The organism is Mitsuaria sp. MSU3D (assembly GCF_056867975.1).
Genome location: NZ_CP200314.1, coordinates 5350170 through 5373542, shown reverse-complemented (window position 1 = coordinate 5373542; position 23373 = coordinate 5350170). Strand labels below are relative to the sequence as shown.

The following is a 23373-nucleotide window of genomic DNA, read 5'->3' as shown; positions in this document are numbered from 1 at the left end:
CTCGATGACGCCGCCTGCTGCTCAAGGAGCTGCAAATGTCCCAACTTCCCTCGGAGCACGCACCGGACCGACAAGGGGAGGCGGAGGCCGCGATCACACCCGAGATCCCGCTTCTCCGCGTCTCTGACGACTCGATCGAAGCGCGCGCCCGCATGTGCTTCCGCGCGTTGTCGCTGTGCCTCGCCGCCATGGTGCTAGTCCTCACCACACTCGGCCTCCACGCCGTGATATCCGGCTTTGTCAGCGATGTGCATGCCGGGCAGTACGACGCTCCACATGCGACACCCGCGAGCCTCGACACGGCGACCGACGTGGACGCCACCAACGGTTCACCGGCCCAAGCCTGGCCGCACGCCGTCGTTGCCGTGATCTCGATCCTGTTGATTGGCGAGGTTGTCCTGGCGATCGGACTGGTCCGCGCAACGTTCTCGATGAAGGTCAATACGGATGTGCCTTCAACGCCCGAGAAAGAGACCTCCTCCGCAGGCGGCGGTCTTCCCGGCATCGAGCTGCTCAAAGCCGCGACAGACACCATTGAGATGGTGCTCAAGGGCCTGCCCAAACGCTGACGCTGGGCGACGTCACATGGCGATGTCCCTCTCCATCATCCACAGCCGCGCGCTGGACGGCCTATCCGCCGCGGCCGTTGAAGTCGAGGTCCATCTGGCCAACGGGCTGCCGAGCTTCACCCTGGTCGGTCTCGCGGACCTGGAGGTCAAGGAGTCCCGCGAGCGCGTGCGCGCCGCGTTGCAGAGCAGCGGGCTGGAGTTCCCCGCGAACAAGCGCATCACGGTCAATCTGTCGCCGGCCGACCTGCCGAAGGAAGGCGCGCGCTTCGACCTGCCGATCGCGCTCGGCCTGCTTGCGGCGAGCGGGCAGATCGACGCGGACATGCTCGCGAACATCGAATGCGCGGGCGAACTCGGTCTGTCCGGTGAACTGCGGCCGGTCAAGGGCGCGCTGGCGATGGCGCTCGCGCTGCGCGCCGCCAAGCTCGATCGGGAACTGGTCCTGCCGCGCGGCTGTGCCGACGAGGCAGCGCTGGTGCAAGGCCTGGTGGTGCGGGAAGCGGCACACCTGCTCGACCTCGTGAATGCGCTGCAAGCCCGCAGCGAAGCGCCCTTGCCTCGCGTGCAGCGCGATCCGCCGCCGCGCGGCGAGACGCCGCTCGACCTGCGCGACATCAAGGGCCAGACCGGGCCGAAGCGCGCCCTGGAGATCGCCGCGGCAGGCGCATTGAGCATCCTCCTGGTCGGCCCGCCGGGTACCGGCAAATCGATGCTCGCGCAGCGGCTGCCGACGCTGCTGCCGCCCTTGTCGGAGTCCGAGGCGCTGGAGTCCGCCGCGCTGCTCAGCGCCAACGGCCAGTTCCGCCCGTCAATGTGGGCGCAACGCGCCTTCCGCGCGCCGCATCACAGCGCCTCGTCCGCCGCGATGATCGGCGGCGGCTCGCCGCCGCGGCCGGGCGAGATCACCCTCGCCCAGCACGGCGTGCTTTTTCTCGACGAACTGCCGGAGTTCCAGCGCATGTCACTCGAAGCCCTGCGCGAACCGCTCGAGACCGGCCGCGTCCACATCTCGCGCGCGGCGCATCAAGCGGAGTTCCCGGCGCGCTTCCAACTGATCGCGGCGATGAACCCCTGCCCCTGCGGACACCTCGGCAATCCGACCAAGGCCTGCCGATGTTCGCCGGATCAGGTCACGCGTTATCAGAACCGCCTCTCAGGTCCGCTGCTGGATCGCATCGATCTGACGGTGGAGGTGCCGGTGCTGCCGCCCGCGATCCTGTCGGCGGCCGCGGACGGCGAGACCAGCGCTGCCGTTGCCGCCCGCGTGGCCGTGGCCCGTGACCGCGCCATCCGTCGGCAGGGATGCACCAACGGACTGCTCGGGGCGGGACAACTGGACCGGCATCTCGCCATGGCGCCGGAAGCCGAAGCGATGCTGCATCGCGCCGCGGCGCGGCTGGCCTGGTCCGCGCGCAGCTTCCATCGAGTGATGCGCATCGCGCGCACTGTCGCCGACCTGGCGGAGAGTGACGCCATCACGGCATCGCATGTCTCCGAAGCGATCCAGTGGCGCCGCGCGCTGCCGGGGCGCGATGCGTGAGCGATGACGGAGCGCCCGTGTCAGTCCTCGTTCGGATCGAACTGATGGAGCGGGCAGTAGCCGGCCCGGGTCGGCGCTTCGAAAACGACAACGCCGACTCGGAGGTCGGCGTCGGTCGCAACACCGGGCAAGCCCGGGACGCAGCGTTTACTGGCGGATCAGCTGACCGTCGCTCACGCGCACGATGTCGCCGTTCTGCACACCCGGGTCGTGGCTGAACGTCATCGTGCGGTTGCTCTGGTCGGCGTTGCGCATCTTGACCACCCACACGGTGGTGCTGCGCTGGCGCTTCTCGATCTCGTTGCCGGCGTAGCCGCCCGCGACCGCACCGCCGACCGTGGCGATCTTCTTGCCCGTGCCGCCGCCGACCGCGCTGCCCAACAGGCCGCCGACCACCGCGCCGCCAACGACGCCGATGCCCGTGCCCTGGCCTTCACGCGCCTCGGTACGGACCGACAGCACCGTCGCGCAGGATGCGCACAGGCGGGACTCGGTCTGGCCCGCGCCGGACGTGCCGGCGTTGTCCGCATAACCGGTCGAACCGCCGTCGCGCGGCGCCTGCTGCTGCGCGACGCGGCGCGAGTCGTTGGCCGGACGCTGCTGGACGGCGTCATCGCCGGAGCGGCGGGCCGCCCGGGCCTCGTCCGCGGCGTTGGCGCCATTGCGGTCGACGACGTTGCCTTGCTGCTCGGTCGCCGCCACCGGCGAGTCCGGCAAGGTCGGCGCGGCCTGCCGGCCCGCGAAGAAGGCCGCCACGACCAGCACGGTCGCCCCAACGGCCCCAGCCGCGATCTTCTGATTGGTATTCAACGCCATGATTCACCTCTTATGGTTTTCCCCTATCTCGGGGGATGAGCGAAGAATGCCACGCTGTTACAAGTCGCGGGGGCCTAAAACTGTCCCGTTTGTAAAGGGGTGAAACGCCGCCTGTAGGACAAGGCCGCGTCCTGCGGCTTTCGTTGCGCGGACGCGTCGCGCGTCAGCCGAGCAGCGGCGCCAGCGCCCGTTGCGCGGCCTGATGGTCGAGCGCCATCCGTGCCGCCCAGTCGGCGACCTGGTCGTCCCCGATGCGGCCGACGTTGAAGTACGTCGCCTCCGGATGCGCCAGGTAGAAGCCGCTCACGCTGGCCGCCGGCGTCATCGCCATGCCCTCGGTGAGCGCCATGCCGATGTCCTCGGCCTGGAGCACGCGGAACATGTCCCGCTTGACCAGGTGATCCGGGCAGGCCGGATAGCCCGGCGCCGGACGGATGCCGCGATACGACTCCGCGATGAGTTCCTCGTTGCTGAGGGTCTCGTCCGCCGCATACCCCCACAGATCCAGCCGCACGCGCTGGTGCAGCCGTTCGGCGAAGGCTTCGGCCAGGCGGTCCGCCAGCGCCTTCAGCATGATCGCGGAGTAGTCGTCCAGGTCGTCGATGAACTGCTGCTCCTTCTTGTCCACGCCGAGCCCGGCGGTGACCGCGAACAGCCCGATGTAGTCCGGCACCGTGCCCTTGGCGGCGATGAAGTCGGCCAGCGCGCGATTGGGCCGGCGCACGCCGTCGACCACCGGCCGCTCGGTCTGCATGCGCAGGCCGCGCCAGGTCATCAGCACCTCGGTGCGCGACTCGTCGCTGTAGATTTCGATGTCGTCGTCGTTGACCTGCGCGGCGGGGTACAGGCCCATCACGCCACTGGCAGTCAGCCAGCGGCCCTCGATCAGCCGCTGCAGCATGCGCTTGCCGTCGCTGAAGACACGCTGCGCCTCGGCGCCGACGATCTCGTCCTTCAGGATGGCCGGGAACGGCCCCGCCAGGTCCCAGGTCTGGAAGAACGGGCCCCAGTCGATGCACTGCGCAAGTTCGGCCAGGTCGTAGTTGCGGAACTGGCGCCGGCCGACGAAGCGCGGCACCGCCGGCGTGTAGGTCGTGAAGTCGGCGCGGTGCTTGTTCGCGCGCGCCTGCGCCAGCGTCACCAGCGGGGTCTGCTTCTTGTTGGCGTGGAGCTCGCGGACCTTCTCGTAGTCGGACTTCAGCTCGTCGATGAAACGCGTCGCGCGCTCATCCGACAGCAGTTCCGAACACACGCCCACCGAGCGCGACGCGTCCGGCACGTAGACCACCGGGCCTTCGTAGTGCGGCGAGATCTTGACGGCCGTGTGCACGCGGCTGGTCGTCGCGCCGCCGATCAGCAGCGGGATCTTCTTCATGCGGAAGTAGTCGTCGCGCTGCATCTCTGCGGCGACGTACTGCATCTCCTCGAGGCTGGGCGTGATCAGGCCCGACAGCCCGATGATGTCCGCGCCCTCGACCTTGGCCTTCGCGAGGATGTCCTGGCACGGGACCATCACGCCCATGTTGACGACCTCGAAGTTGTTGCACTGCAGGACCACCGTGACGATGTTCTTGCCGATGTCGTGCACGTCGCCCTTCACCGTCGCGATGACGATCTTGCCCTTGGAGCGCACGTCCTCGCCGGCGGCGGCCATCAGCCGCTTCTCTTCCTCGATGTAGGGCACCAGGTGCGCGACCGCGGACTTCATCACGCGGGCGCTCTTCACCACCTGCGGCAGGAACATCTTGCCGGCGCCGAACAGGTCGCCGACGACGTTCATGCCGGCCATCAGCGGCCCTTCGATCACGTGCAGCGGCCGGCCGCCCTGGGCAAGGATGCCCTGCCAGGCCTCCTCGGTGTCCTCGACGATGAAGTCGGTGATGCCATGGATCAGCGCATGCGACAGCCGCGCCGCGACGTCGCCGGCGCGCCAGGCCAGCTTGGCGCTGTCGTCCTTGGCGGCGCCCTTGACCGTCTCGGCGACCTCGAGCAGCCGCTCGGTCGAATCCTCGCGGCGGTTCAGCACCACGTCCTCGACGCGCTCGCGCAGGTCGGCGGGGATCTCGTCGTAGACGCCGACCATGCCGGCGTTGACGATGCCCATGTCCATGCCGGCCTGGATCGCGTGGTACAGGAAGACCGTGTGGATGGCCTCGCGCACCGGCTCGTTGCCGCGGAAGCTGAACGACACGTTCGAAACGCCCCCGCTGACCTTCGCGCCGGGCAAGTTCTTCTTGATCCAGCGCGTCGCCTCGATGAAGTCGACGGCGTAGTTGTTGTGCTCCTCGATCCCCGTGGCGATCGCGAAGATGTTGGGGTCGAAGATGATGTCCTCGGGCGGGAAGCCGATCTCGTCGACCAGCATGCGGTAGGCCCGGGTGCAGATCTCGATCTTGCGCTGGTAGGTATCGGCCTGGCCGGTCTCGTCGAAGGCCATCACCACCGTGGCCGCGCCGTAGCGGCGGATCAGCTTGGCCTGGCGGCGGAACTCCGTCTCGCCTTCCTTCAGCGAGATCGAGTTGACGATGCCCTTGCCCTGGATGCACTTCAGGCCGGCCTCGATCACCTCCCACTTGGACGAGTCGATCATGATCGGCACGCGCGCGATCTCGGGCTCCGAGGCGATCAGGTTGAGGAAGCGCACCATCGCGGCCTTGCTGTCGAGCATGGCCTCGTCCATGTTGATGTCGATGACCTGCGCGCCGTTCTCGACCTGCTGACGGGCGACGCTCAGCGCGGCCTCGAACTCGCCGTTCAGGATCAGCCGCGCGAAGGCCTTCGAGCCGGTGACGTTGGTGCGTTCGCCAATGTTCACGAACAGCGTGCCGGCGCCGATGTTCACCGGCTCCAGGCCGGAGAGCTTCATCGGCGGCACGGCCACGGGCGAGGCCGGCGCGGCGGAAAGATCGGAAGCAGCGGAAGCGGAGGCGGAATTCGGGGCGGACATGGCGGCGGCGCTTTTCGAAGCTGGACGTGAGCTGAAACGAAAGACGGGGCCGCGCAACTCACCGCAACCCCGCGGAACGCGGGTCGGTGAGCGCCGTTGTGAGGCGGGGTCCAGGGGTCCGACACCGCCGTTCCGAGCCTGGCGGGAACCCGGGTGACGGGACCTGTCGCAACGCTCCTCGGAAACCACCGCCGCCGCAGGGGCGCGGTGCGGCCTTGCTGGTAGCGGGAACAGCGTGCATTCTACCGGTCCGGCCCTGGTTTGTTCGTGCCGTATTGCCTTCCCGGCCCAGGTGCGCCCGTATCCTGCGCGGCACAACGACAAGACGACGACACGTCGATGGGAAGCCACCGTGGATCTGGTCCAACTTCCTCCCAACAGCCTGCGCGTGGGACAGGTGCTGACGTTCTCGCTGCGCGACGCGGCGGGACATCTGCTGTTCGCCTCCGGGCATCCGCTGCCCGACACGCCGCAGGTGCGCGACCTGCTGGCCCGCGGGCCGTGGGTGCAGGCGCACGAGACGCGCGAGTACCAGCGCGCCCTCGCCCACAAGCTCGACACGATGATGCTGCAAGGCGCGTCGATGTCCGCGCTGGCCAACGCTACCGCGGAATACAAGCCCACGCGTCCGATGCCCATGCCGCAGTCGACGTCGCCGGCGCACACCGCCATCTGGGCCGACCTGCAATGGCATGCGCAGCAGGTGCTGCGTGATCCGCGACGGCCGGAATTCCTGCTGCGCCTGAGCGAACTGCTCGACAAGGTGCTGGCCCGGCTGACGCAGCAGCCGGACGCCTCGCTGGCGATGCTGGTGCACGACGCCGGCCAGGAGCCGCTGCAGTACAGCGCGCGGCATGCGCTGCTGTCGCTGGCGCTGGTCGAGATGACGACGCGCCAGCTCGGCTGGGGTGAAGGCCGCCGTCGCACGCTCGGCCTGGCGGCGCTGACGATGAACCTGGACAGCGGCGCGCAGCAGGACCAGCACGCGATGCGTCCGCAAGCGCTCGGCGACGCGCAGCGCGAGCAGTTGGCCGGGCACGGCGACCGCGCGGCGGCGACGCTGCAGGCGATCGGCGTGGACGACGAGGACTGGCTGACCGCCGTGCGGCTGCATCACGACGCCGGTCCGGGCCCCCTGGCGGGCCGATCGGACGGCGAGCTGATGGCGCGGCTGCTCCGGCGCATCGACGTGTATGGCGCCCGCCTCAGCCCGCGACGCAGCCGCCGGCCGCTGTCCGCGGCACAGGCGGCGCGGGCGGTCTACCTCGACGAACTCCAGCAACCCGACGAGGCCGGTGCCGCGCTGATCAAGGCGATCGGTCTCTACCCGCCGGGCTCGTTGGCCCGGCTGGCCAACGGCGAGGAAGGCATGGTGCTCAAGCGCGGCCACAGCGCCAACGCGCCGCTCGTGGCCTCGCTGGTCGGCCGCAGCGGCACGCCGTTGACCGTGCCGGTGCTGCGCGACACGCGGCTGCAGGCGCAGGCCATCACGGCCAGCCTCGCGCCGCATGAGATCCGCCTGCGGATCAACATGGACGCGATGCTGAAGTTGTATTGAGGCTCAGACCTCTTCGGCGACCAGCCCGCTGAAGAGCTTGCTGCCCCAGCGACGCGGCTGGTAGGCGGAGACCTTCTGCGCGATCGCCCGGATGTGATCCGGCGTCGTGCCGCAGCAGCCGCCCGCGATGTTCAGGAAACCCGCGGCGGCGAACTCGCCGACCAGACGGCCGGTGACGTCCGGCGTCTCGTCGAAGCCGGTGTCGCTCATCGGGTTGGGCAGGCCGGCGTTCGGATAGCAGGAGATCGGCGTGTCGCCGGCCGCCTTCGAGAGTTCCTCGATGTAAGGCCGCATCAGCGCCGCGCCGAGCGCGCAGTTCAAGCCGATCGCGATCGGCTGCGCGTGCCGCACCGAGTGCCAGAACGCCGTCACCGTCTGCCCCGACAGGATGCGGCCCGACGCGTCGGTCACCGTGCCGGAGATGATCACCGGCAGACGCTCGCCGGTGTCGTCCATCAGCTGGTCGACCGCGAAGATGGCGGCCTTGGCGTTCAGCGTGTCGAAGATGGTCTCGATCAGGAACAGGTCGACGCCGCCTTCGAGCATTGCCTTGGCCTGGTCGTAGTAGGCCGCGCGCAGGGTGTCGAAGTCGACGTTGCGGGCGCCGGGGTCGTTGACGTCCGGGCTGATCGAGGCCGTGCGCGGCGTCGGGCCGAGCGCGCCGGCCGCGAAGCGCGGCTTCTCCGGCGTGCTGAACGCATCGCAGGCCTCGCGCGCCAGGCGCGCGGCGGCGACGTTCATCTCGTAGGCGTAGGCCTCGAGGCCGTAGTCCTCCTGCGCGACGGTGGTCGTGCCGAAGGTGTTGGTCTCGATGATGTCGGCGCCGGCGTCGAGGTACTGGCGGTGGATCTCGCTGATGACCTCGGGCTTCGTCAACACCAGCAGGTCGTTGTTGCCCTTGAGGTCCTTGGGATGATCGGCGAAGCGCTCACCGCGGAAGTCGGCTTCCGTCAGCTTGTAGCGCTGGATCATCGTGCCCATCGCGCCGTCGAGGACGGCGATGCGTTGCGCCAGGATGGCAGGCAAGGCGGCGCCGCGGGTGTAGGCGACGGCGGGACGGGCGGAGGTCGGGGCGTTCATGGGGCTCGATTGTAGGAAGCCCCGCCCCGCCCCATCGTTCTCAACCGCCGAAGACCTTCTTCAGGATGGCGCTTCCGGTGCCGACCGGGTCCTGGCGGATCTTCTTCTCCTCCTGGCCGATCATGAAGTACAGGCCGTCCAGCGCCTTGTCGGTGACGTAGCCCTGCAGGTTGGCGTCTTCCTTGCGGATGAGGCCGAACCCGGAGGCCTTGCCGGCGACCGCGTTGTACTTCTCGCTCAGCGACTGGCGCTCGGTGGCCTTCGTGACGATGGGCAGGAACTTCGTCGTCAGCGGCGAGCGGGTCTTGTCCTCGAAGAACTGCGTCACCGCGTTGTCGCCGCCACGCACGATCCTCACCGCGTCCTCGACGCTGATGTTGCGCACGGTGGTCACCAGCAGCTGGCGCGCCTCGGGCATCGCCTGTTCGGCGGCGCGGTTCATCGAGGTGATCAGGTCGTCGATGCGCCTGCCCTGGCCGGTCGTGCGCAGCAGGCGCGCGGCGTCCTTCAAGGCGCCGGGGAGCTCGATCTTCACCTGAGGGTTGCCGAGGAAACCGTCGGTGCGACCCAGGTTGGCGAGCGCCGCCTGGGCGCCGCGCTCGAGGGCCGCGCGCACGCCGGAGGCGGCGTCGCCCTCGCTCAGGCTCAACGCCATCGCCCACGGCGAGGCGCAGCCCGCGCCCAGCAGCGCGATCAGGTCACGGCGAAGCAGGTTCATCGGTGTCTCCTTCTTGAGCTTCAGTGGGGGTCGCTTTCTCGGCTTCGATCGCCGCCTCGGCAGCGCCTTCCGAGGCGGCGGCGGCGTTCGAGGGCCTGTCGTCGGTGTTCTCGGCGTTCTCGGCGTTCTCGGTGTGCTCGGTGTGCTCGGTGTTCTCGTCGAGGCCGGCGTCGTCGGACGTTGCATCTTCCGACTCCGCGAGATCCATGTCGATGGCGCCGAACGGGCCGGGACCGTCGCCGAGCTTGAACTCGATGCGCAGGCTGTCCCCGGCCTCCAGCACCACCGGCTTGCCGAGCACCGGCGTGCCCGCGCCGACCAGCGTGCCGGCGCGCAGCGGCCGGTTGAGGGCCGCCTCGGCGAGCAGGTCGCCGAAGGACCAGCGCATGCCGGTCTTCGCGTCGACGACCGCCTGCTTGCGTCCGTTGCGCATCACCTGCAGCTGCAGCGCCGCGCGTCCGAGGTACCACGCACCGGGCAGTTCGTCGGGTGTGACGGCGACCGGCGCGAACTGCAGCGCCGGGCGGCTGTGCAGCGCCGGCCAGCCGTTGGCGAGTTCCTCCTGCTGCACCGGCCGCAGCACCCAGTCGCTGACCAGCATCAGCAGCCGGATCGACTCCAGCGCCTGCGACGGCACCGCGCCCTGCGCCAGGTCGCCGGTGAGCACGGCGAGCTGCGGCTCGGGTTCCAGCCCCGGCGTGCGCAGGTCCAGCAGTTCGGTCGGACCGAGCAGCGCCTCGGCGCCGCCGGCACGCAGCAACGGGGCGCTGAGGCGCTCCGGCCACGCGAGGCCGCGCTCGCGCAAGGCCTGACCCTGGTCCGGGTAGGCCTCGCCGGCGATCCAGCCGGCCAGGCGCGGCAGCGGTGCCAGGCATTGCTTCGGGTCGAACGCGAACGCATGCCGCGCGCGGCCGTGATTCAGCGACTGCGACAGCATCTCCAGCTGAGGCGCCATGAAATTCCAGTCGTCGAGCACCTGTTGCAGGCGCGTCGCGATGCCGTTGGCATAGCATGCCTGACTCAGGTCTCGCGACACGACCACCAGTTGGCCGTCGCGGGATCCGTCGCGGTAGGTTGCGAGTTTCATTGTGGTGGGCGGACAGTCATTCGTCGGGCGATCGTTGGCGGCATTTTCACCTCAGGATCGGGTCGCGCTCGCGACGGCCGTCGCGGGGGCGCTGGTGCTGCACGCGGCGGCGATCGGTGCGCTGTCTCAGCGTCCGCCGCCGCAGGCGATCGATGCGCCGGTGGTGTCGACCCGCGTCATCGAGGCGCCGCGCCCGCCCAAGCCCGAAGCGGTCGCGCCCGTGGCCGCTCCGCCCGCCACGCCGCGCACGCCATCGCGTCCCAGGCCCGCTCCCGATCCCGAAACCCGGCCCGTGCCAGCGCTGCTCGCGCTGCCGCTGCGCGGCGACGGCGCCCTCGCCTACGCCTTCGTCATCGACGGCCAACCCGGCGAGGCCGCCTTGAACTTCCACATCGGGAACGGGCGCTACGACATCACGCTCGAACGCCGCTCGGGCGATCGCGAGCTGCCGGTCTGGCACAGCGAAGGCCGCGTCGGTCCGCAAGGTTTGCAGCCGGAGCTGCACCGCGTGTCGCGCCAGGGTCGCGAACGGGAGCTGCAGATCTTCGACCGTGACGCCGCGCGTCCGGTTCTGCTTGTAGGCGCGCGCGCCTTTCCGCTGTCGGCTGGCACGCAGGACCGCCTGTCGTGGTGGCTGCAGGTGGCCGCCATGATGGCCGCCGAACCCGCGCCCTACATCGGGCAGCGCCTGCGCGTGCCGGTGGCTGGTCCGACGGGCGTCAGCGACTGGGATTTCGAGGTGATCGCGCGCGACGGCGGCCGGTGGCTGCTGCGGCGCGACCTGGCCCGCGGCGCGGGCCGCCCGGCGCTGCAATGGTCGGTCTGGCTCGACGGTCAGCGCGGTTTCCTGGCCGTCGACCTGCGCTTCAGCCTGGACGACGACGAGCAGTGGGCGCTCCGATTGCTGGAGTGACCCTGTCCGCCGCGTGCATGTCCGCTTGATCTCGATTCCGTGTGTGCGCGTTACGGTTCGTGAATCCGTGAAACCCTGTGCGGTTGGCACCACAAATGCTTGAGACACGGTGCAGCGTGTTCCGCGAGATCTGCCACCATGGGTCATGGCCTGGTTGGGAGCGACGGGTCTTGAATCTGTCGCAACAGGCCATAACTCCTCCAACCAAGGAGTCCTTCATGCACATGCTTTACGACTCACCGAGCTACATCGTCGTCCAGTTCGATGTACCGGTCGCTCCGTCCGCTGGCGATGCCGCGCACGCCGCCCAGGTGGACCACACGAACCTGCCATCGCTGCAGCGTGACGGTTTCGAGATCGTCGACAAGTTCACCCGCAAGGAGATCTTCATCGAAGGCGCCCTGGCGCAGACCTTCCAGGAGGGCGTCGAAGCCCTGATCGAGCAAGGTCCCGACGTCGACGACCTCGACGCCTTCATCGCGCAGTACGCGAACCTGGGCCAGCAGCCCGTGATCATGCATTGATCCCCCACACCACCCGCCCCTGACACGCAGTCGACCACTGCCCCGCAAACGGGCAGTCAGCGATTGCTGGTGGGGCCGGAGTGGCGCTTGGGGTTCCCGGAGGGAGGCCCCATGCACCGCGGAGAGCCCGCGCCTGGCCTCCCGCACGCTGACCGCCGCTGATTCCGTCAGCCGGGGCTTGTCCCCAAACCATCCCTGCGCCAAGATCGTGCAGCCGCGCCCCTTCGAGGGGTGACGCGGCAAGCGGCGCCCGGGTCCGGGGCCATGTCCGCGTCCTCGACGCCGTCCTCGTTCCGGAGATCTCCCTCCCGCACGAACCATGGGCAAGCGCGCGCAACTTCCACTGGACTCCCCGGGCCTGTCCGACAGCCCGGTGCTGGACCGCATGTGCTCGCACTTCGTGCTGACGCTGACGGTCCGCCACGCCAACCGCTTCAATCCGCGCCGCGACCTCAGCGGCCTGCTGGCGCTGACGGCGCGCCACCTGGTCTGGCCGCCGCAGGTGCTCACGCGTGTGCGGGGCTATCTGGCGCGGCGTTGCCAGGGCCACTCGCTGTGGGCCGGCCATGAACGGCTGGGCGACGCCGCCTTCCTTGCCCGCCACGGCGTGTGGCGCGGCCCGTTCGCTGAAGGCACGGTGTTCTTCTACCTCGACGAGTACGTCAAGGATGCGCCGAAGGACCTCCTCGCGCTGCTGTCCTGCACCTGCGACGCCCTCGACGGCCAGCTGCGCAGCCGGTCCACGCTGGTCGAGCAGAACATCGACGTGCTGGGCCGCCTGCTGCAGCTGAACGCGGCCGAGCGCGCGCTGCTGCTCTACGGCACGCTGGCGCGATACCAGCGCGAATTGCGCGGCGCGCTGGTCGAGTTCAAGGTCAACACCGCGCAGGAAGCCTTCGCCGCGATCGCGGACCTGGCCGGCGTCGATCCGCACGAGGTGGCCGACGCGCTGCGCGCCGGGTCGCGGCTGGAGCGGGTCGGCATGATCGAGAACCTGATCGCCGAACACAACATCACCGATCTCTCCGACCTGATGAAGGTCAGCGAGCAGTTGCCGCCGGTGCTGATGCGGGCCTATGACGGTCCGCAGGACCTGATGGCCGTGTTCACGCGCCCGGTGACGCCGAGCCCGCTGCAACGCGCGGACTTCGACTTCATCGCCGAGGACGTGACGCTGCTCGCGACCCTGCTGCGCCAGGCGGTGGCGCAGGGACAGGCCGGCGTGAACGTGCTGCTCTACGGGCCGCCCGGCACGGGCAAGACGGAGCTCGCCAAGGTCGCCGCGCGCGAGGCCGGCCTGGCGCTGTACGAGGTCGAGTACGCCGACCGCGACGGCAATGCGCTGAGCGGCCGCGACCGCTACCGTTCGCTGCAGATCAGCCAGGTGTTCCTGAAGGCGAGCCGCGACGTCGCGCTGCTGTTCGACGAGGTCGAGGACGTCTTCCCCCACCTGAGCGGCGACACCGCGCATCTGATGGCCCGGCTCGACGCGGCGCTGGAACTGCCGGCGACGATGGCCGTCAACGGCAAGGCCTGGGTCAACCAGATCCTCGAGAGCAACCCGGTCCCGGTGCTGTGGATCACCAACCGCATCGAGCACATCGACCCCGCGTTCCGGCGCCGTTTCCAGTACCACCTGGAACTGACCTCGCCGCCGCCCGGCGCGCGGCTGGGCCTGGTGCGCAAGGCGCTGGAGGAGCTGCCGGTCCCCGAGGGCTTCGCCGAACGGCTGTCCGAGCGCCGCGGCCTGACGCCGGCGCAGGTCCGCACCGCCGTGCGTTTCGCCCGGCTGGCGGGGGCCGGACGGGGAGGCGACGACAGCGCCGCCGATCCTGCCGAGGTCGCCGCCGCCAACGAGCGCCTCGTCAGCCGGCAGCTGCTGCACGCCGACAAGGCGCTCGGTCTGGTCGATGCCTCGCCCCAGTCGCGGCCGTCGGCGACGCGTTACTCGCTCGACCTGATCCACTGCGAATGCCGCTTCGCGCTGCCGCGCCTGATCGAGGCGCTGCGCCGCCGCGGCATGGGCAGCCTGTGTTTCCACGGCCCGCCGGGCAGCGGCAAGACCGCGCTGGCGGAGCACATCGCTTCCGAGCTGCAGCGGCCGCTGATGGTGCGGCTGGCCAGCGACCTGATGTCCAAGTACGTCGGCGAGACGGAGCAGAACATGGCCCGCATGTTCGAGACCGCCGCCGCCGAGGGCGCGCTGCTGCTGCTGGACGAGGCCGACAGCTTCCTGCGCAGCCGCCGCGCCGCCGAGCGGCACTACGAGGTCAGCGAGGTCAACGAGATGCTGGCCGGCATGGAGCGCCACGCCGGGCTCTTCATCTGCACGACCAACGCCTTCGACGATCTGGACGAAGCCGCGCTGCGCCGTTTCAGTTTCAAGATCCGCTTCAAGGCGCTGCGGCCGGACCAGCGGCTGACGATGTTCGAGCGCGAAGTCGGCGTGGCGCTCGACGATGCGCACGCGGACCGGCTGGGCGCGCTGGACGCGTTGACGCTGGGCGACTTCGCCGCGGTGCGGCAGCAGGCCGAGATCCTCGGCGAGGCGTTGTCGCCCGACGAATTCCTGACGCTGCTCGAGGCCGAGCATCGCGTGAAGCCGGAAGTCCGCCAGCGCCGCCCGATGGGCTTCCGCGCCGGCGAGGCCTGACCCCGGCCCGTTCATCCGCCCCAGCCGATCTCCCGCGTCACGCCGGAGAGCGCCGTCGTGCACCGCCTGCCTCGAACCGCGCCGGTTCTATGGCATCGTGCCGCCCATGCTGAACCCGTTCCTCTCGACGCTGCTGATGCGGGCCTCTCGCGGTCTCGCCACCGGCTCGCTCGCCTTGTTGGCGCTGCTGGCCGGCGCCGGCGCGCTGGCCGCGCCGCCCAAGCCCTCCTGCCCCCCGGAACCCGCGCCGCTGCCCGCCGACCGCCTCGCCGCCCAGGCCAGGGATCGCGGGCTGATGTGGACGCTCAAGCGCGACGGTCGGACCTCCTACCTGTACGCCAGCCTGCACGTCGGCAAGCCGGGCTGGGCCGCGCCCGGTCCGCGCCTGCGCAAGGCGCTGGACGAGGTCGACGCCGTCGCGCTGGAACTGGACCCGCTCGACCGCGACGCCTGGAAGATGCCGCCGATGCCCGAGCTGCCGCTGGACGCCGCGATGCGCCAGCGTCTGGATGCGCAGGCCGTGGCGGTCTGCCTGGAGCCGCACGCCCTCGCCGCGATGCATCCGCTGCTGCAGACCAGCACCTACATGCTGCTGCGCGCCCGGTCGCTGGGGCTGGACGTGCGTTACGGCCAGGAGATGCTGCTGAGCCAGTGGGCGCGCGACCGCGGCCTGCCGGTGCTGGCGCTGGAAACGCTGCAGGGCCAGCTCGAAGCTCTGCTGCCCGCCGACGTGGACGCGGCGCGGCACGAGTTGCGCTCGAACCTGCAGCAGCTCGAACGCCCGAAGTCGCTGCTGCGCACGCTGGACACGATGGTGGGCGTCTATGACCGCGGCGACCTGGCCCGCCTGAACCGATACGCCGAGTGGTGCGACTGCGTGACCGACGCCGCCGATCGCGCGGCGCTGCAGCGCATCAACGACGGGCGCAATCCGGCCCTCGCCCAGCGCATCTCCGAACTGCACCAGCGCGGCCAGTCGCTGCTGGTGGCCGTCGGCGCGATGCACATGACCGGCCCCCGCGCGCTCACCGCGCTGCTCAAGGAGCAGGGTTTCGAGGTAACCCTGATGCCGCGATCCGGATCGCGGTGACCGAGTTGCGGCACACTGGGCCGCGCCGGCCTGGCCGGGCCTTCCCCACCCCCCTTTCCACCGACCTTTCCACCGACTTTTTCCTCTGGAGTCGCGCATCTTGGACAACCTGCCGTCCTTCCTCCAATCCCTGTTCCTGGTGCCGCTGACGCTGCTGCCGATCATCAATCCGGTGGGCGTGGCCCCGATCGTCATCGGCGCGGCCGGCGGCGACGACCGGGTCCTCAAGCGGCTCGCGCGCCAGGTCGCGATCAACGGCTGGGTCGTGATCATGGTGTCGCTGCTGGTGGGGACCTACGTGCTGGACCTGTTCGGCATCTCGCTGCCGGTCGTGCGCGTCGGCGGCGGCCTGCTGGTGGCCTACAGCGCCTGGGTCATGCTGACCCGCAACGAGACCGACGACGTTCAGACCGCCGTCGTGCACGCCTCGCCCGGCGACATCAGCGAGACCGAGATCGTCCGCCGCAGCTTCTTCCCGATCACCTTCCCGCTGACCACCGGGCCGGGCAGCATCGCCGCGGCGATCGCGCTGGGCGCGCAGATCCCGCGCTCGCCGGTGCCGTACGTGATGGGCGCGGGCATCGCCGCCATCGGCGCGGCCTTCACCGCCGCCGTGGTCTATCTGGTCTACCGCAACGGCGGCCGGCTGCTGATGAAGATGGGCGAGGTCGGCACGCTGGTCATGATGCGGCTGATGGCCTTCGTGCTGCTGTGCATCGGCATCCAGATCCTGTGGACCGGCTGGGCCGACCTGAACCACATTCCGACCTGACGCGGCCACCGCCCTTCCCGACATCGGGCGGCCGCCGCCAGGACGTAGGATCGAGCCCATGGCCGCCCCCGGGGCGCCCCTGCGCACGCCGGGGTCCCTGGCGAGGACGGCTCCCGAGGAGACACCATGGCGGACACCGACTTCAGCAAATTCGTTCCGGGCTTCGACTTCCTGCAAGGGCTGATGAAGAACGCCGGCGCCGCGATCCCCGGCTTCAACCAGTGGGTCGCGCCGACGCTGGACCCGCAGGAGCTGGACAAACGCATCGACGAGCTGCGCACCGTGCAGTTCTGGCTCGAGAACAACGCCCGCATGCTCAACGCGACCATCCAGGCGCTCGAGGTGCAGCGGATGACGCTGTCGACGCTGCACGCGATGAACGTGCCCATGGCCGACCTGAAGGACGTGCTGAAGACGCAGGTGCCGCCGCGCCCGTCGCCCGCGCCGAGACCCCAGGAGCCTGCCGCCGCCGCGACGCCGGCTCCCCAGGACGCGCCGGCCGACGTGAAGGGCGAGGCAAGGGGCGAGGCAAAGGGTGAGGCGAAGGCCGGCGACCCGGCCGGGCCCAAGCCTGCCGGCGCCGACCCGATGCAATGGTGGAACGCGCTGACGCAGCAGTTCACGCAGGTCGCGGCCAACGCGATGAAGACGGCCCAGACGGCGGCGACGGCCGCCACGTCGGCCGCGACGTCCTCGGCTTCCGCGGCCTCGGCCCCGACGTCCACCGCGAAGCCGGCGACGAAGACTTCGCCGGGCGCGGCGAAGAAGACTTCCGCCACGTCCGCGGCCAGGCCAGCCGCGAAGAAGGCGGCGCCCGCGCGCAAGACCGCTCCCAAACGCAAGGCTCCCTGAGCCATCCCCAGTTTCCCCGAGGGCCGTTCATGCCTCGTTTCCTCCAGGCGCACGCCACCCATCCCGATCCCCACATGGCGCTGGCGCTGGCCGGCGCGCAGCTGGAGGGGCAGCGCGCCGGCATGACGCCGACGCTGGGCTTCCTCTACCTCACGCATCCCTACGTGCCGCACGCGCAGGCGCTGCTGGACGAGGCCCGTGAGCGCTGGCCGGGCTGCGGCTGGGTCGGGGCCTCGGCGCTGGCGGTCAGCGCCAGCGGCGTCGAGTACTTCGACGAGCCGGCGCTGGTCGTCATGCTGTGCGACCTGCCCGCCGACCAATGGCGGATCTTCTCGGGACTGCGGCCGCTGACGCCGGACTGCGAATCCCGCAGCCTGCTGCTGCACGCCGACGGCGGCACGCCCGACCTGCAGGAGTTGATCGCCGAGCTCGCCCAGCGCTGCAGCAGCGGCTACCTCTTCGGCGGGCTGGTCAGCGGCGGTGACGACGCGGTCCAGATCGCCGACGGCATCTTCGAAGGCGGCCTGTCGGGCCTGGCGCTGGGCCCGGACGTGCGCTGGATCTCGCGCGTCAGCCAGGGTTGCCAGCCGCTCGGTCGCGAGCGCCGCGTCACCGCCTGCGACGGCCCGCTGGTCACGGAGCTCGACGGCCAACCCGCGCTCGACGCACTGCTCGAGGATCTGAAGCTGCCCGCCTACACCGGCGAATCCGGTTCCCTGCGCCAGGCGATGCCGCTGTTCCGCCGCACGCTGGTCGGCCTCAGTGACGAACCTGGCGCCCGGCGCGAGTACGGCGCCGAGGTCCGTGTGCGGCATCTGGTCGGCCTCGACCCGGGCCGACGCGGCATCGCCGTCGCCGAGCAGATGCGCGAGGGCGAATTGCTGAGCTTCTGCGAACGCCACCCCGACGCCGCCCGGCGCGACCTGGTGCGCATCTGCACCGAGATCCGCGCCGAGGCCGAGGAGCGCGGCGCGCGCATGGCCGGCGCGCTGTACTTCAGCTGCACCGGTCGCGGCGGTCCGCACTTCGGCGCACCGTCGGCGGAGCTGCAGTGGGTGCAGCACGCGCTGGGCGAGGTGCCGCTGGCCGGCTTCTTCGCCAACGGCGAGATCGCCCACGCGCGGTTGCATGGCTATACCGGCGTGCTGACGGTCTTCCTGGACGCCTGATGCCGGGACGCCGCGACCTGCTGCAGGCCGCCGCGGCCTCGGCCCTCTCCGCCACGCTGCCTGCGCTGTCCCTCCTGCCGGGCCGCGCCACGGCCGCCCGTGCTGCGCCCGCGGCCCCGCTCGCCGCGGCGCCGCCGGAGCCGACCACCGTCATCTATCCGCGCCACCTGCCGCAGCAGGACCGGCAGGTCGACTACTTCATCAGCCTGTTGCACGCCGCGTTGCAACGCAGCGGCGCGCGCTATGCGCTGGTCCAGACGCAGTCGGAGATGGTGCAGAGCCGCGCGCTGCTGGAGATGGCGAGCAACGACCCCAGCATCGACGTGTTCTGGACGATGACCGACCCGCAGCGCGAGAAGAGCCTGCTGCCGATCCGCGTGCCGCTGGACCGCGGACTGATCGAATGGCGTCTGTGCCTGACGCGCGCCGCCGACCGCGACCGCCTGCGCGAGGTGCGTGACCTGAAGGACCTGGCACGGCTGACCGCCGGGCAGATGCACGACTGGCCGGACACCGCCGTGCTGCGCGCCAACGGGCTGCCGGTGCAGGTCAGCACGCATTACCAGGGGCTGTTCCAGATGCTGTCGGCGGGACGTTTCGACTACTTCCCGCGGTCGATCTTCGAGATCGACGCCGAGCTCGGCAGCTTCGCCGACCAGAACCTCGTCATCGACCCTTACCTGCTGTTGCACTATCCGGCGGCGCTCTACATGTTCGTCCGCCCGGGGCGTCCGCGCCTGGCGGCGGACCTCACGCGGGGCATGAATGCCCTGGTGGCCGACGGCACCTTCGAACGCCTGTCGCGGCAGATCTTCGGCGATCTGCTGCAGCGTCACCGGATCGACCAGCGCCGCGTGCTGCGGCTGCGCAACCCGCTGCTGCCGGCGCAGACGCCGCTCGACCGCAAGGCGCTGTGGTGGCCGCTGCCGGGTATGCGCTGACGCCGCGTTCAGGCCGGGGTCAGCGCGCGGGGCTACAGTTCGACGCCATGACCGCCGTCCTCCCTTCGACCCACGAGCCGCCCGGCGACCAGGCCGCCGCGCTGGCCGGTTTCCGCGCCGGGCGTCGCGCGCAGCTGGTCCAGGCCCTGCGGGCCGAGCTGCCCGCGCACGCGCTGCTGTGGCAGGACGAGCAGACCCGCCCCTACGAGTGCGACGGCCTGACCGCCTACCGCGAGCGTCCGCTGGCCGTGGCGCTGCCCGAGACCGAGGCCCAGGTCGCCGGCGTGCTGAAGGCCTGCCATGCGCTGGGCGTGCCGGTGGTGGCGCGCGGCGCCGGCACCGGCCTGTCCGGCGGCGCGATGCCGCACGCCGAAGGCCTGACGCTGGCACTCGCGAAGTTCAACCGCATCGTCGCGATCGATCCCCTGGCACGGACCGCCCGCGTCCAATGCGGCGTGCGCAACCTGGCGATCTCCGAAGCGGCCGCCGCGCACGGCCTGTACTACGCGCCGGACCCGAGCAGCCAGATCGCCTGCACGATCGGCGGCAACGTCGCGGAGAACTCCGGCGGCGTGCATTGCCTGAAGTACGGCCTGACGCTGCACAACGTGCTCAAGGTGCGCGGATTCACCGTCGAGGGCGAGCCGGTCGAGTTCGGCTCCGAGGCGCTGGACGCCGCGGGCCTGGACTTGCTCAGCGTCGTGATCGGCAGCGAAGGCATGCTGGCGGTGGTGACGGAGGTGGTGGTCAAGCTGACGCCCAAGCCGCAACTGGCGCGCTGCATCATGGCCAGCTTCGACGACCTGCGCCGTGCCGGCGACGCGGTGGCGGCGATCATCGCGGCCGGCATCATCCCCGCCGGCCTGGAGATGATGGACAAGCCGATGACCGCGGCGGTCGAGGACTTCGTCCACGCCGGTTACGACCTGGACGCCGAGGCGATCCTGCTGTGCGAGAGCGACGGCACGCCCGAGGAGGTCGAGGAAGAGATCGGCCGCATGAGCGCGGTGCTGAACGCCAACGGCGCCACCCGGCTTGAGGTCAGCGAGAACGAGGCGCAGCGCCTGCGCTTCTGGAGCGGCCGCAAGAACGCCTTCCCGGCGTCGGGGCGCATCAGCCCGGACTACATGTGCATGGACTCGACGATCCCGCGCAAGCGGCTGGCCGACATCCTGCTGGCGATCCAGGCGATGGAGCGCAAGTACGACCTGCGCTGCGCCAACGTCTTCCATGCCGGCGACGGCAACCTGCATCCGCTGATCCTGTTCGACGCGAACGATCCGGACCAGTTGCACCGCTGCGAGCGCTTCGGCGCGGACATCCTCGAGACCAGCGTCGCGATGGGCGGCACCATCACCGGAGAACACGGCGTGGGCGTCGAGAAGCTCAACAGCATGTGCGTCCAGTTCTCGCCGCAGGAGCGCGAACGGATGCTGGCCCTGAAGCGGGCCTTCGACCCGCAGGGCCTGCTGAATCCCGGCAAGGTGATCCCGACGCTGCAGCGCTGCGCCGAATACGGCCGCATGCACGTGAAGCGTGGCGCACTCTCATTTCCAGAACTGGAGCGATTCTGATGGCAGTGCAAGCAGCAGGTGTCGCGGCGGCGGACACGGACCCGTCCCCCGGCTTCGTCCCCGCGACGCAACTGATGGCGACGCTGGAGGCGATGGCGGCGCGCTTCGCCGAAGGCCGGCCGGTGCGTTTCACCGGCCACGGCAGCAAGGACTTCTACGGCGGTCCGCTGGGCGACGCCGAGCCGATGTCGACGCTGTCGCTCAACGGCGTGATGGCGTATGAGCCGAGCGAGCTCTACGTGACCGCGGCCGCCGGCACGCCGGTGGCGGACGTGGAGGCGCTGCTCGCGCGGCACGGGCAACACCTGGCCTTCGAGCCGCCGCGTTTCGTCGGCGCGGCCTCGGGCGGCACGGGCACGATCGGCGGCATGGTCGCGAGCGGGCTGTCGGGCCCGGCGCGCGCGACGGCCGGCGCGGTGCGCGATCACGTGCTGGGGCTGACGATGCTGGACGCCAAGGGCGAGCTGCTGCACTTCGGCGGCACGGTGATGAAGAACGTCGCCGGTTACGACGTGTCGCGGCTGATGGCCGGATCGCTGGGCGTGCTCGGGCTGATCGCGCAGGTGACGCTGAAGGTGCTGCCGCAGCCGGTCGCGACGGCGACGCTGCGCTTCGAGGCCAAGCAGGACAAGGCCCTGCTGCAGATGAACCGCTGGGGCGGGCAGCCGCTGCCGGTGTCGGCGAGCGCGTGGTGGGACGGCGCGCTGGTGGTGCGGCTCTCGGGCGCCGAGGCGGCGGTCCGCGCGGCGATCCACAAGCTCGGCGGCTCCGCGATTCCGGAGGCGATGGCCGCGCCATTCTGGCAGGGCCTGCGCGACCAGTGCGACGAGTTCTTCCTCGGCGCGCGCCGGGCGGTGCAGGGCGGCGCGACCTTGTGGCGCATCGCCGTGCCGTCGACGACGCCGCCGATGCCGCTGCACGGCGAGCAGCTCGTGGAATGGGGCGGCGCGCAGCGCTGGGTCGTCACGCCGATGGCGCCCGCGCAGGTGCGCGAGGTGGTGGCCGCGGCCGGCGGCCACGCGACGATGTTCTACGCCAACGACAAGTCGGCCGGCACCTTCTCGCCGCTCGGCCCGCAGCTCACACGCATCCACAAGGAGTTGAAGCGGCAGTTCGATCCGGCGGGGATCTTCAATCCGGGGCGGCTCTATCCGGATCTTTGATTCGAACCTCTGACCCGGGCCGTTGAACCGGATCTCCGAAGCGAGACGTCTCCTCCAGCCTCACGACGCGCAGCAAGCCCACAGCAAGCCGACCGATGCAAACCCACCTGGCCCCCGAATTCCAAGGCACCCCGGAAGGCGAGACCGCCGAGGCCATCCTGCGGCGCTGCGTGCACTGCGGCTTCTGCACCGCGACCTGCCCGACCTATCAGCTGCTGGGGGATGAGCTCGACGGACCGCGCGGCCGCATCTACCTGATCAAGCAGGTGCTCGAGGGCGAGCCGCCGACCGCGGCGACGCAACTGCATCTGGACCGCTGCCTGACCTGCCGCAATTGCGAGACGACCTGCCCCTCGGGCGTCCAGTACGGCCAGCTCGTCGAGATCGGCCGGCAGATCGTCGACGCGAAGGTCGAGCGCCCGCGCGAGGAGCGCCTCAAGCGCTGGCTGCTGAAGGAGGGGCTGACCTCGCCGCTGTTCAAGCCGGCGTTGCGGATCGGGCAGGCCCTGCGTCCGCTGGTCCCGGGCGCGCTGAAGGACAAGGTGCCGCCCAAGCCCGACGCGCGCGCCCACCAGTGGCCGCAACGCACGCATCCGCGCAAGGTGCTGATGCTGCTCGGCTGCGTGCAGCCCGCGATGATGCCCAACATCAACGCCGCCACCGCCCGCGTGCTCGACGCGGCCGGCGTGCAGACGCTGGTCGCCGACGAGGCCGGCTGCTGCGGCGCGATCCGCACGCACATGAACGACCACCACGGCGGCCTCGACGACGCGCGGCGCAACATCGACGCCTGGTGGCCGATGGTCGACGGGCACGGCGAGCAGGTCGAGGCCATCGTGATGAACGCGTCCGGCTGCGGCGTGCAGGTCAAGGACTACGGCCGGCTGCTCGCGCACGACCCGGACTACGCGGAGAAGGCCCAGCGCGTGTCCGCCCTGACCCGGGACCTCAGCGAGTTCCTGCCCGAACTGGTCCAGCCGCTGCGCTCGCGCATGGGCCAGGACGCGTCGACGGCGCCGCGCCCGAAGCTCGCCTATCACCCGCCCTGCACGCTGCAGCACGGCCAGCAGCTGCGTGGCGGCGTCGAGGGCCTGATGCGCGAGCTCGGCTTCGAGATCTCGGTCGCCCCCAGCGAAAGCCACCTCTGCTGCGGCTCCGCCGGCACGTATTCGGTGCTGCAACCGCTGCTGTCCAAGCAGTTGCGGGAACGCAAGCTCGCCGCGCTCGCGCCGCTGGCGGCCGAGGCCATCGTCTCGGCCAACATCGGCTGCATCCAGCATCTGCAAAGTGGCACGGACGTCCCGGTCCGACATTGGGTCGAAATGCTGGACGATGCACTTCTACATCGATGAGTCATTGACTCGCGCCCCGAATCTCTTGAGGAAGCGTCGCTTCGGCGCATCACTT

General features: G+C 70.3%; 19 protein-coding genes and 1 riboswitch. Of the genes, 14 read left to right on the top strand and 5 right to left on the bottom strand.

The window, feature by feature from the left end; all coding sequences use genetic code 11:
* Positions 1 to 35 precede the first annotated feature (35 nt).
* A complete protein-coding gene (locus AC1VNM_RS23640) occupies positions 36 to 569 on the top strand; it encodes a hypothetical protein (protein ID WP_377158386.1) in 534 nt (177 codons plus the stop codon).
* Between the two features lie 22 nt (positions 570 to 591).
* Entirely contained in the window at positions 592 to 2109 is a 1518-nt protein-coding gene (locus AC1VNM_RS23635) for a YifB family Mg chelatase-like AAA ATPase (protein ID WP_483109321.1), read from the top strand.
* Between the two features lie 147 nt (positions 2110 to 2256).
* On the opposite strand, the gene AC1VNM_RS23630 is transcribed toward AC1VNM_RS23635, so the two are convergent.
* Entirely contained in the window at positions 2257 to 2925 is a 669-nt protein-coding gene (locus tag AC1VNM_RS23630; protein ID WP_483108525.1) for a glycine zipper 2TM domain-containing protein, read from the bottom strand.
* 163 nt (positions 2926 to 3088) lie between these two features.
* On the bottom strand, positions 3089 to 5872 hold the full coding sequence (gene metH, locus AC1VNM_RS23625) for a methionine synthase (protein WP_483108524.1): 2784 nt from the start codon (positions 5870 to 5872) through the stop codon (positions 3089 to 3091).
* A gap of 81 nt (positions 5873 to 5953) precedes the next feature.
* Positions 5954 to 6058: riboswitch (S-adenosyl-L-homocysteine riboswitch) on the bottom strand.
* Positions 6059 to 6224: 166 nt separating this feature from the next.
* On the opposite strand from metH, the gene AC1VNM_RS23620 reads away from it, so the two are divergent.
* On the top strand, positions 6225 to 7430 hold the full coding sequence (locus AC1VNM_RS23620) for an HD-GYP domain-containing protein (RefSeq protein ID WP_377158424.1): 1206 nt from the start codon (positions 6225 to 6227) through the stop codon (positions 7428 to 7430).
* Positions 7431 to 7433: 3 nt separating this feature from the next.
* On the opposite strand, the gene AC1VNM_RS23615 is transcribed toward AC1VNM_RS23620, so the two are convergent.
* From AC1VNM_RS23615 to AC1VNM_RS23605, 3 genes are read right to left on the bottom strand one after another with little or no spacing between them, the layout of a single operon-like run.
* Positions 7434 to 8510, bottom strand: coding sequence for a homocysteine S-methyltransferase family protein (locus tag AC1VNM_RS23615; RefSeq protein WP_377158425.1), 1077 nt, complete (start codon positions 8508 to 8510; stop codon positions 7434 to 7436).
* A 40-nt stretch (positions 8511 to 8550) separates the two neighbouring features.
* Positions 8551 to 9228, bottom strand: coding sequence for a DUF4197 domain-containing protein (locus AC1VNM_RS23610; protein ID WP_377158426.1), 678 nt, complete (start codon positions 9226 to 9228; stop codon positions 8551 to 8553).
* Positions 9209 to 10315 carry a fumarylacetoacetate hydrolase family protein gene (locus AC1VNM_RS23605; protein ID WP_483108523.1) on the bottom strand — a complete coding sequence of 369 codons (1107 nt, stop codon included), beginning with the start codon at positions 10313 to 10315 and terminating at the stop codon, positions 9209 to 9211. Before AC1VNM_RS23605 ends, AC1VNM_RS23610 begins: the two co-directional genes overlap by 20 nt.
* 34 nt (positions 10316 to 10349) lie before the next feature.
* On the opposite strand from AC1VNM_RS23605, the gene AC1VNM_RS23600 reads away from it, so the two are divergent.
* The 11 genes from AC1VNM_RS23600 (at position 10350) to glcF (ending at position 23318) form a co-directional block, all read left to right on the top strand.
* Positions 10350 to 11228, top strand: coding sequence for a hypothetical protein (locus AC1VNM_RS23600; RefSeq protein WP_483108522.1), 879 nt, complete (start codon positions 10350 to 10352; stop codon positions 11226 to 11228).
* 218 nt (positions 11229 to 11446) lie between these two features.
* A complete protein-coding gene (locus AC1VNM_RS23595) occupies positions 11447 to 11752 on the top strand; it encodes a BTH_I0359 family protein (protein ID WP_067279348.1) in 306 nt (101 codons plus the stop codon).
* A gap of 319 nt (positions 11753 to 12071) precedes the next feature.
* Positions 12072 to 14405 carry an ATP-binding protein gene (locus AC1VNM_RS23590; RefSeq protein WP_483108521.1) on the top strand — a complete coding sequence of 778 codons (2334 nt, stop codon included), beginning with the start codon at positions 12072 to 12074 and terminating at the stop codon, positions 14403 to 14405.
* 106 nt (positions 14406 to 14511) lie between these two features.
* The gene (locus AC1VNM_RS23585) at positions 14512 to 15495 is read left to right on the top strand and encodes a TraB/GumN family protein (RefSeq protein ID WP_483108520.1); all 984 of its coding nucleotides are present in this window, start codon (positions 14512 to 14514) and stop codon (positions 15493 to 15495) included.
* A gap of 100 nt (positions 15496 to 15595) precedes the next feature.
* Complete coding sequence (locus AC1VNM_RS23580; RefSeq protein WP_377158433.1) at positions 15596 to 16267, top strand: MarC family protein; 672 nt, start codon at positions 15596 to 15598, stop codon at positions 16265 to 16267.
* A gap of 126 nt (positions 16268 to 16393) precedes the next feature.
* Positions 16394 to 17119 (top strand): PhaM family polyhydroxyalkanoate granule multifunctional regulatory protein, encoded by a 726-nt coding sequence (locus AC1VNM_RS23575; protein WP_483108519.1) that lies wholly within the window; start codon positions 16394 to 16396, stop codon positions 17117 to 17119.
* A gap of 29 nt (positions 17120 to 17148) precedes the next feature.
* On the top strand, positions 17149 to 18288 hold the full coding sequence (locus AC1VNM_RS23570) for an FIST signal transduction protein (RefSeq protein ID WP_483108518.1): 1140 nt from the start codon (positions 17149 to 17151) through the stop codon (positions 18286 to 18288).
* On the top strand, positions 18288 to 19229 hold the full coding sequence (locus tag AC1VNM_RS23565; RefSeq protein WP_483108517.1) for a substrate-binding periplasmic protein: 942 nt from the start codon (positions 18288 to 18290) through the stop codon (positions 19227 to 19229). The genes AC1VNM_RS23570 and AC1VNM_RS23565 overlap by 1 nt, the downstream gene beginning before the upstream one ends.
* Before the next feature lie 47 nt (positions 19230 to 19276).
* Complete coding sequence (locus AC1VNM_RS23560; protein WP_483108516.1) at positions 19277 to 20803, top strand: FAD-linked oxidase C-terminal domain-containing protein; 1527 nt, start codon at positions 19277 to 19279, stop codon at positions 20801 to 20803.
* Between the two features lie 74 nt (positions 20804 to 20877).
* Positions 20878 to 21966: a glycolate oxidase subunit GlcE gene (gene glcE / locus AC1VNM_RS23555; RefSeq protein WP_377161636.1), complete on the top strand. Its 1089-nt coding sequence runs from the start codon at positions 20878 to 20880 to the stop codon at positions 21964 to 21966.
* Between the two features lie 95 nt (positions 21967 to 22061).
* A complete protein-coding gene (gene glcF, locus AC1VNM_RS23550) occupies positions 22062 to 23318 on the top strand; it encodes a glycolate oxidase subunit GlcF (protein WP_483108515.1) in 1257 nt (418 codons plus the stop codon).
* Positions 23319 to 23373: the final 55 nt, after the last annotated feature.

Coding starts and splice junctions, on each gene's coding strand:
- AC1VNM_RS23560 (WP_483108516.1), top strand. CDS start 19,277: ATGACCGCCGTCCTCCCTTCGACCCACGAGCCGCCCGGCGACCAGGCC.
- AC1VNM_RS23595 (WP_067279348.1), top strand. CDS start 11,447: ATGCACATGCTTTACGACTCACCGAGCTACATCGTCGTCCAGTTCGAT.
- AC1VNM_RS23575 (WP_483108519.1), top strand. CDS start 16,394: ATGGCGGACACCGACTTCAGCAAATTCGTTCCGGGCTTCGACTTCCTG.
- AC1VNM_RS23565 (WP_483108517.1), top strand. CDS start 18,288: ATGCCGGGACGCCGCGACCTGCTGCAGGCCGCCGCGGCCTCGGCCCTC.
- AC1VNM_RS23570 (WP_483108518.1), top strand. CDS start 17,149: ATGCCTCGTTTCCTCCAGGCGCACGCCACCCATCCCGATCCCCACATG.
- AC1VNM_RS23585 (WP_483108520.1), top strand. CDS start 14,512: ATGCTGAACCCGTTCCTCTCGACGCTGCTGATGCGGGCCTCTCGCGGT.
- AC1VNM_RS23590 (WP_483108521.1), top strand. CDS start 12,072: ATGGGCAAGCGCGCGCAACTTCCACTGGACTCCCCGGGCCTGTCCGAC.
- AC1VNM_RS23635 (WP_483109321.1), top strand. CDS start 592: ATGTCCCTCTCCATCATCCACAGCCGCGCGCTGGACGGCCTATCCGCC.
- AC1VNM_RS23605 (WP_483108523.1), bottom strand. CDS start 10,315: ATGAAACTCGCAACCTACCGCGACGGATCCCGCGACGGCCAACTGGTG.
- glcE (WP_377161636.1), top strand. CDS start 20,878: ATGGCGACGCTGGAGGCGATGGCGGCGCGCTTCGCCGAAGGCCGGCCG.
- AC1VNM_RS23640 (WP_377158386.1), top strand. CDS start 36: ATGTCCCAACTTCCCTCGGAGCACGCACCGGACCGACAAGGGGAGGCG.
- metH (WP_483108524.1), bottom strand. CDS start 5,872: ATGTCCGCCCCGAATTCCGCCTCCGCTTCCGCTGCTTCCGATCTTTCC.
- glcF (WP_483108515.1), top strand. CDS start 22,062: ATGCAAACCCACCTGGCCCCCGAATTCCAAGGCACCCCGGAAGGCGAG.
- AC1VNM_RS23615 (WP_377158425.1), bottom strand. CDS start 8,510: ATGAACGCCCCGACCTCCGCCCGTCCCGCCGTCGCCTACACCCGCGGC.
- AC1VNM_RS23610 (WP_377158426.1), bottom strand. CDS start 9,228: ATGAACCTGCTTCGCCGTGACCTGATCGCGCTGCTGGGCGCGGGCTGC.
- AC1VNM_RS23630 (WP_483108525.1), bottom strand. CDS start 2,925: ATGGCGTTGAATACCAATCAGAAGATCGCGGCTGGGGCCGTTGGGGCG.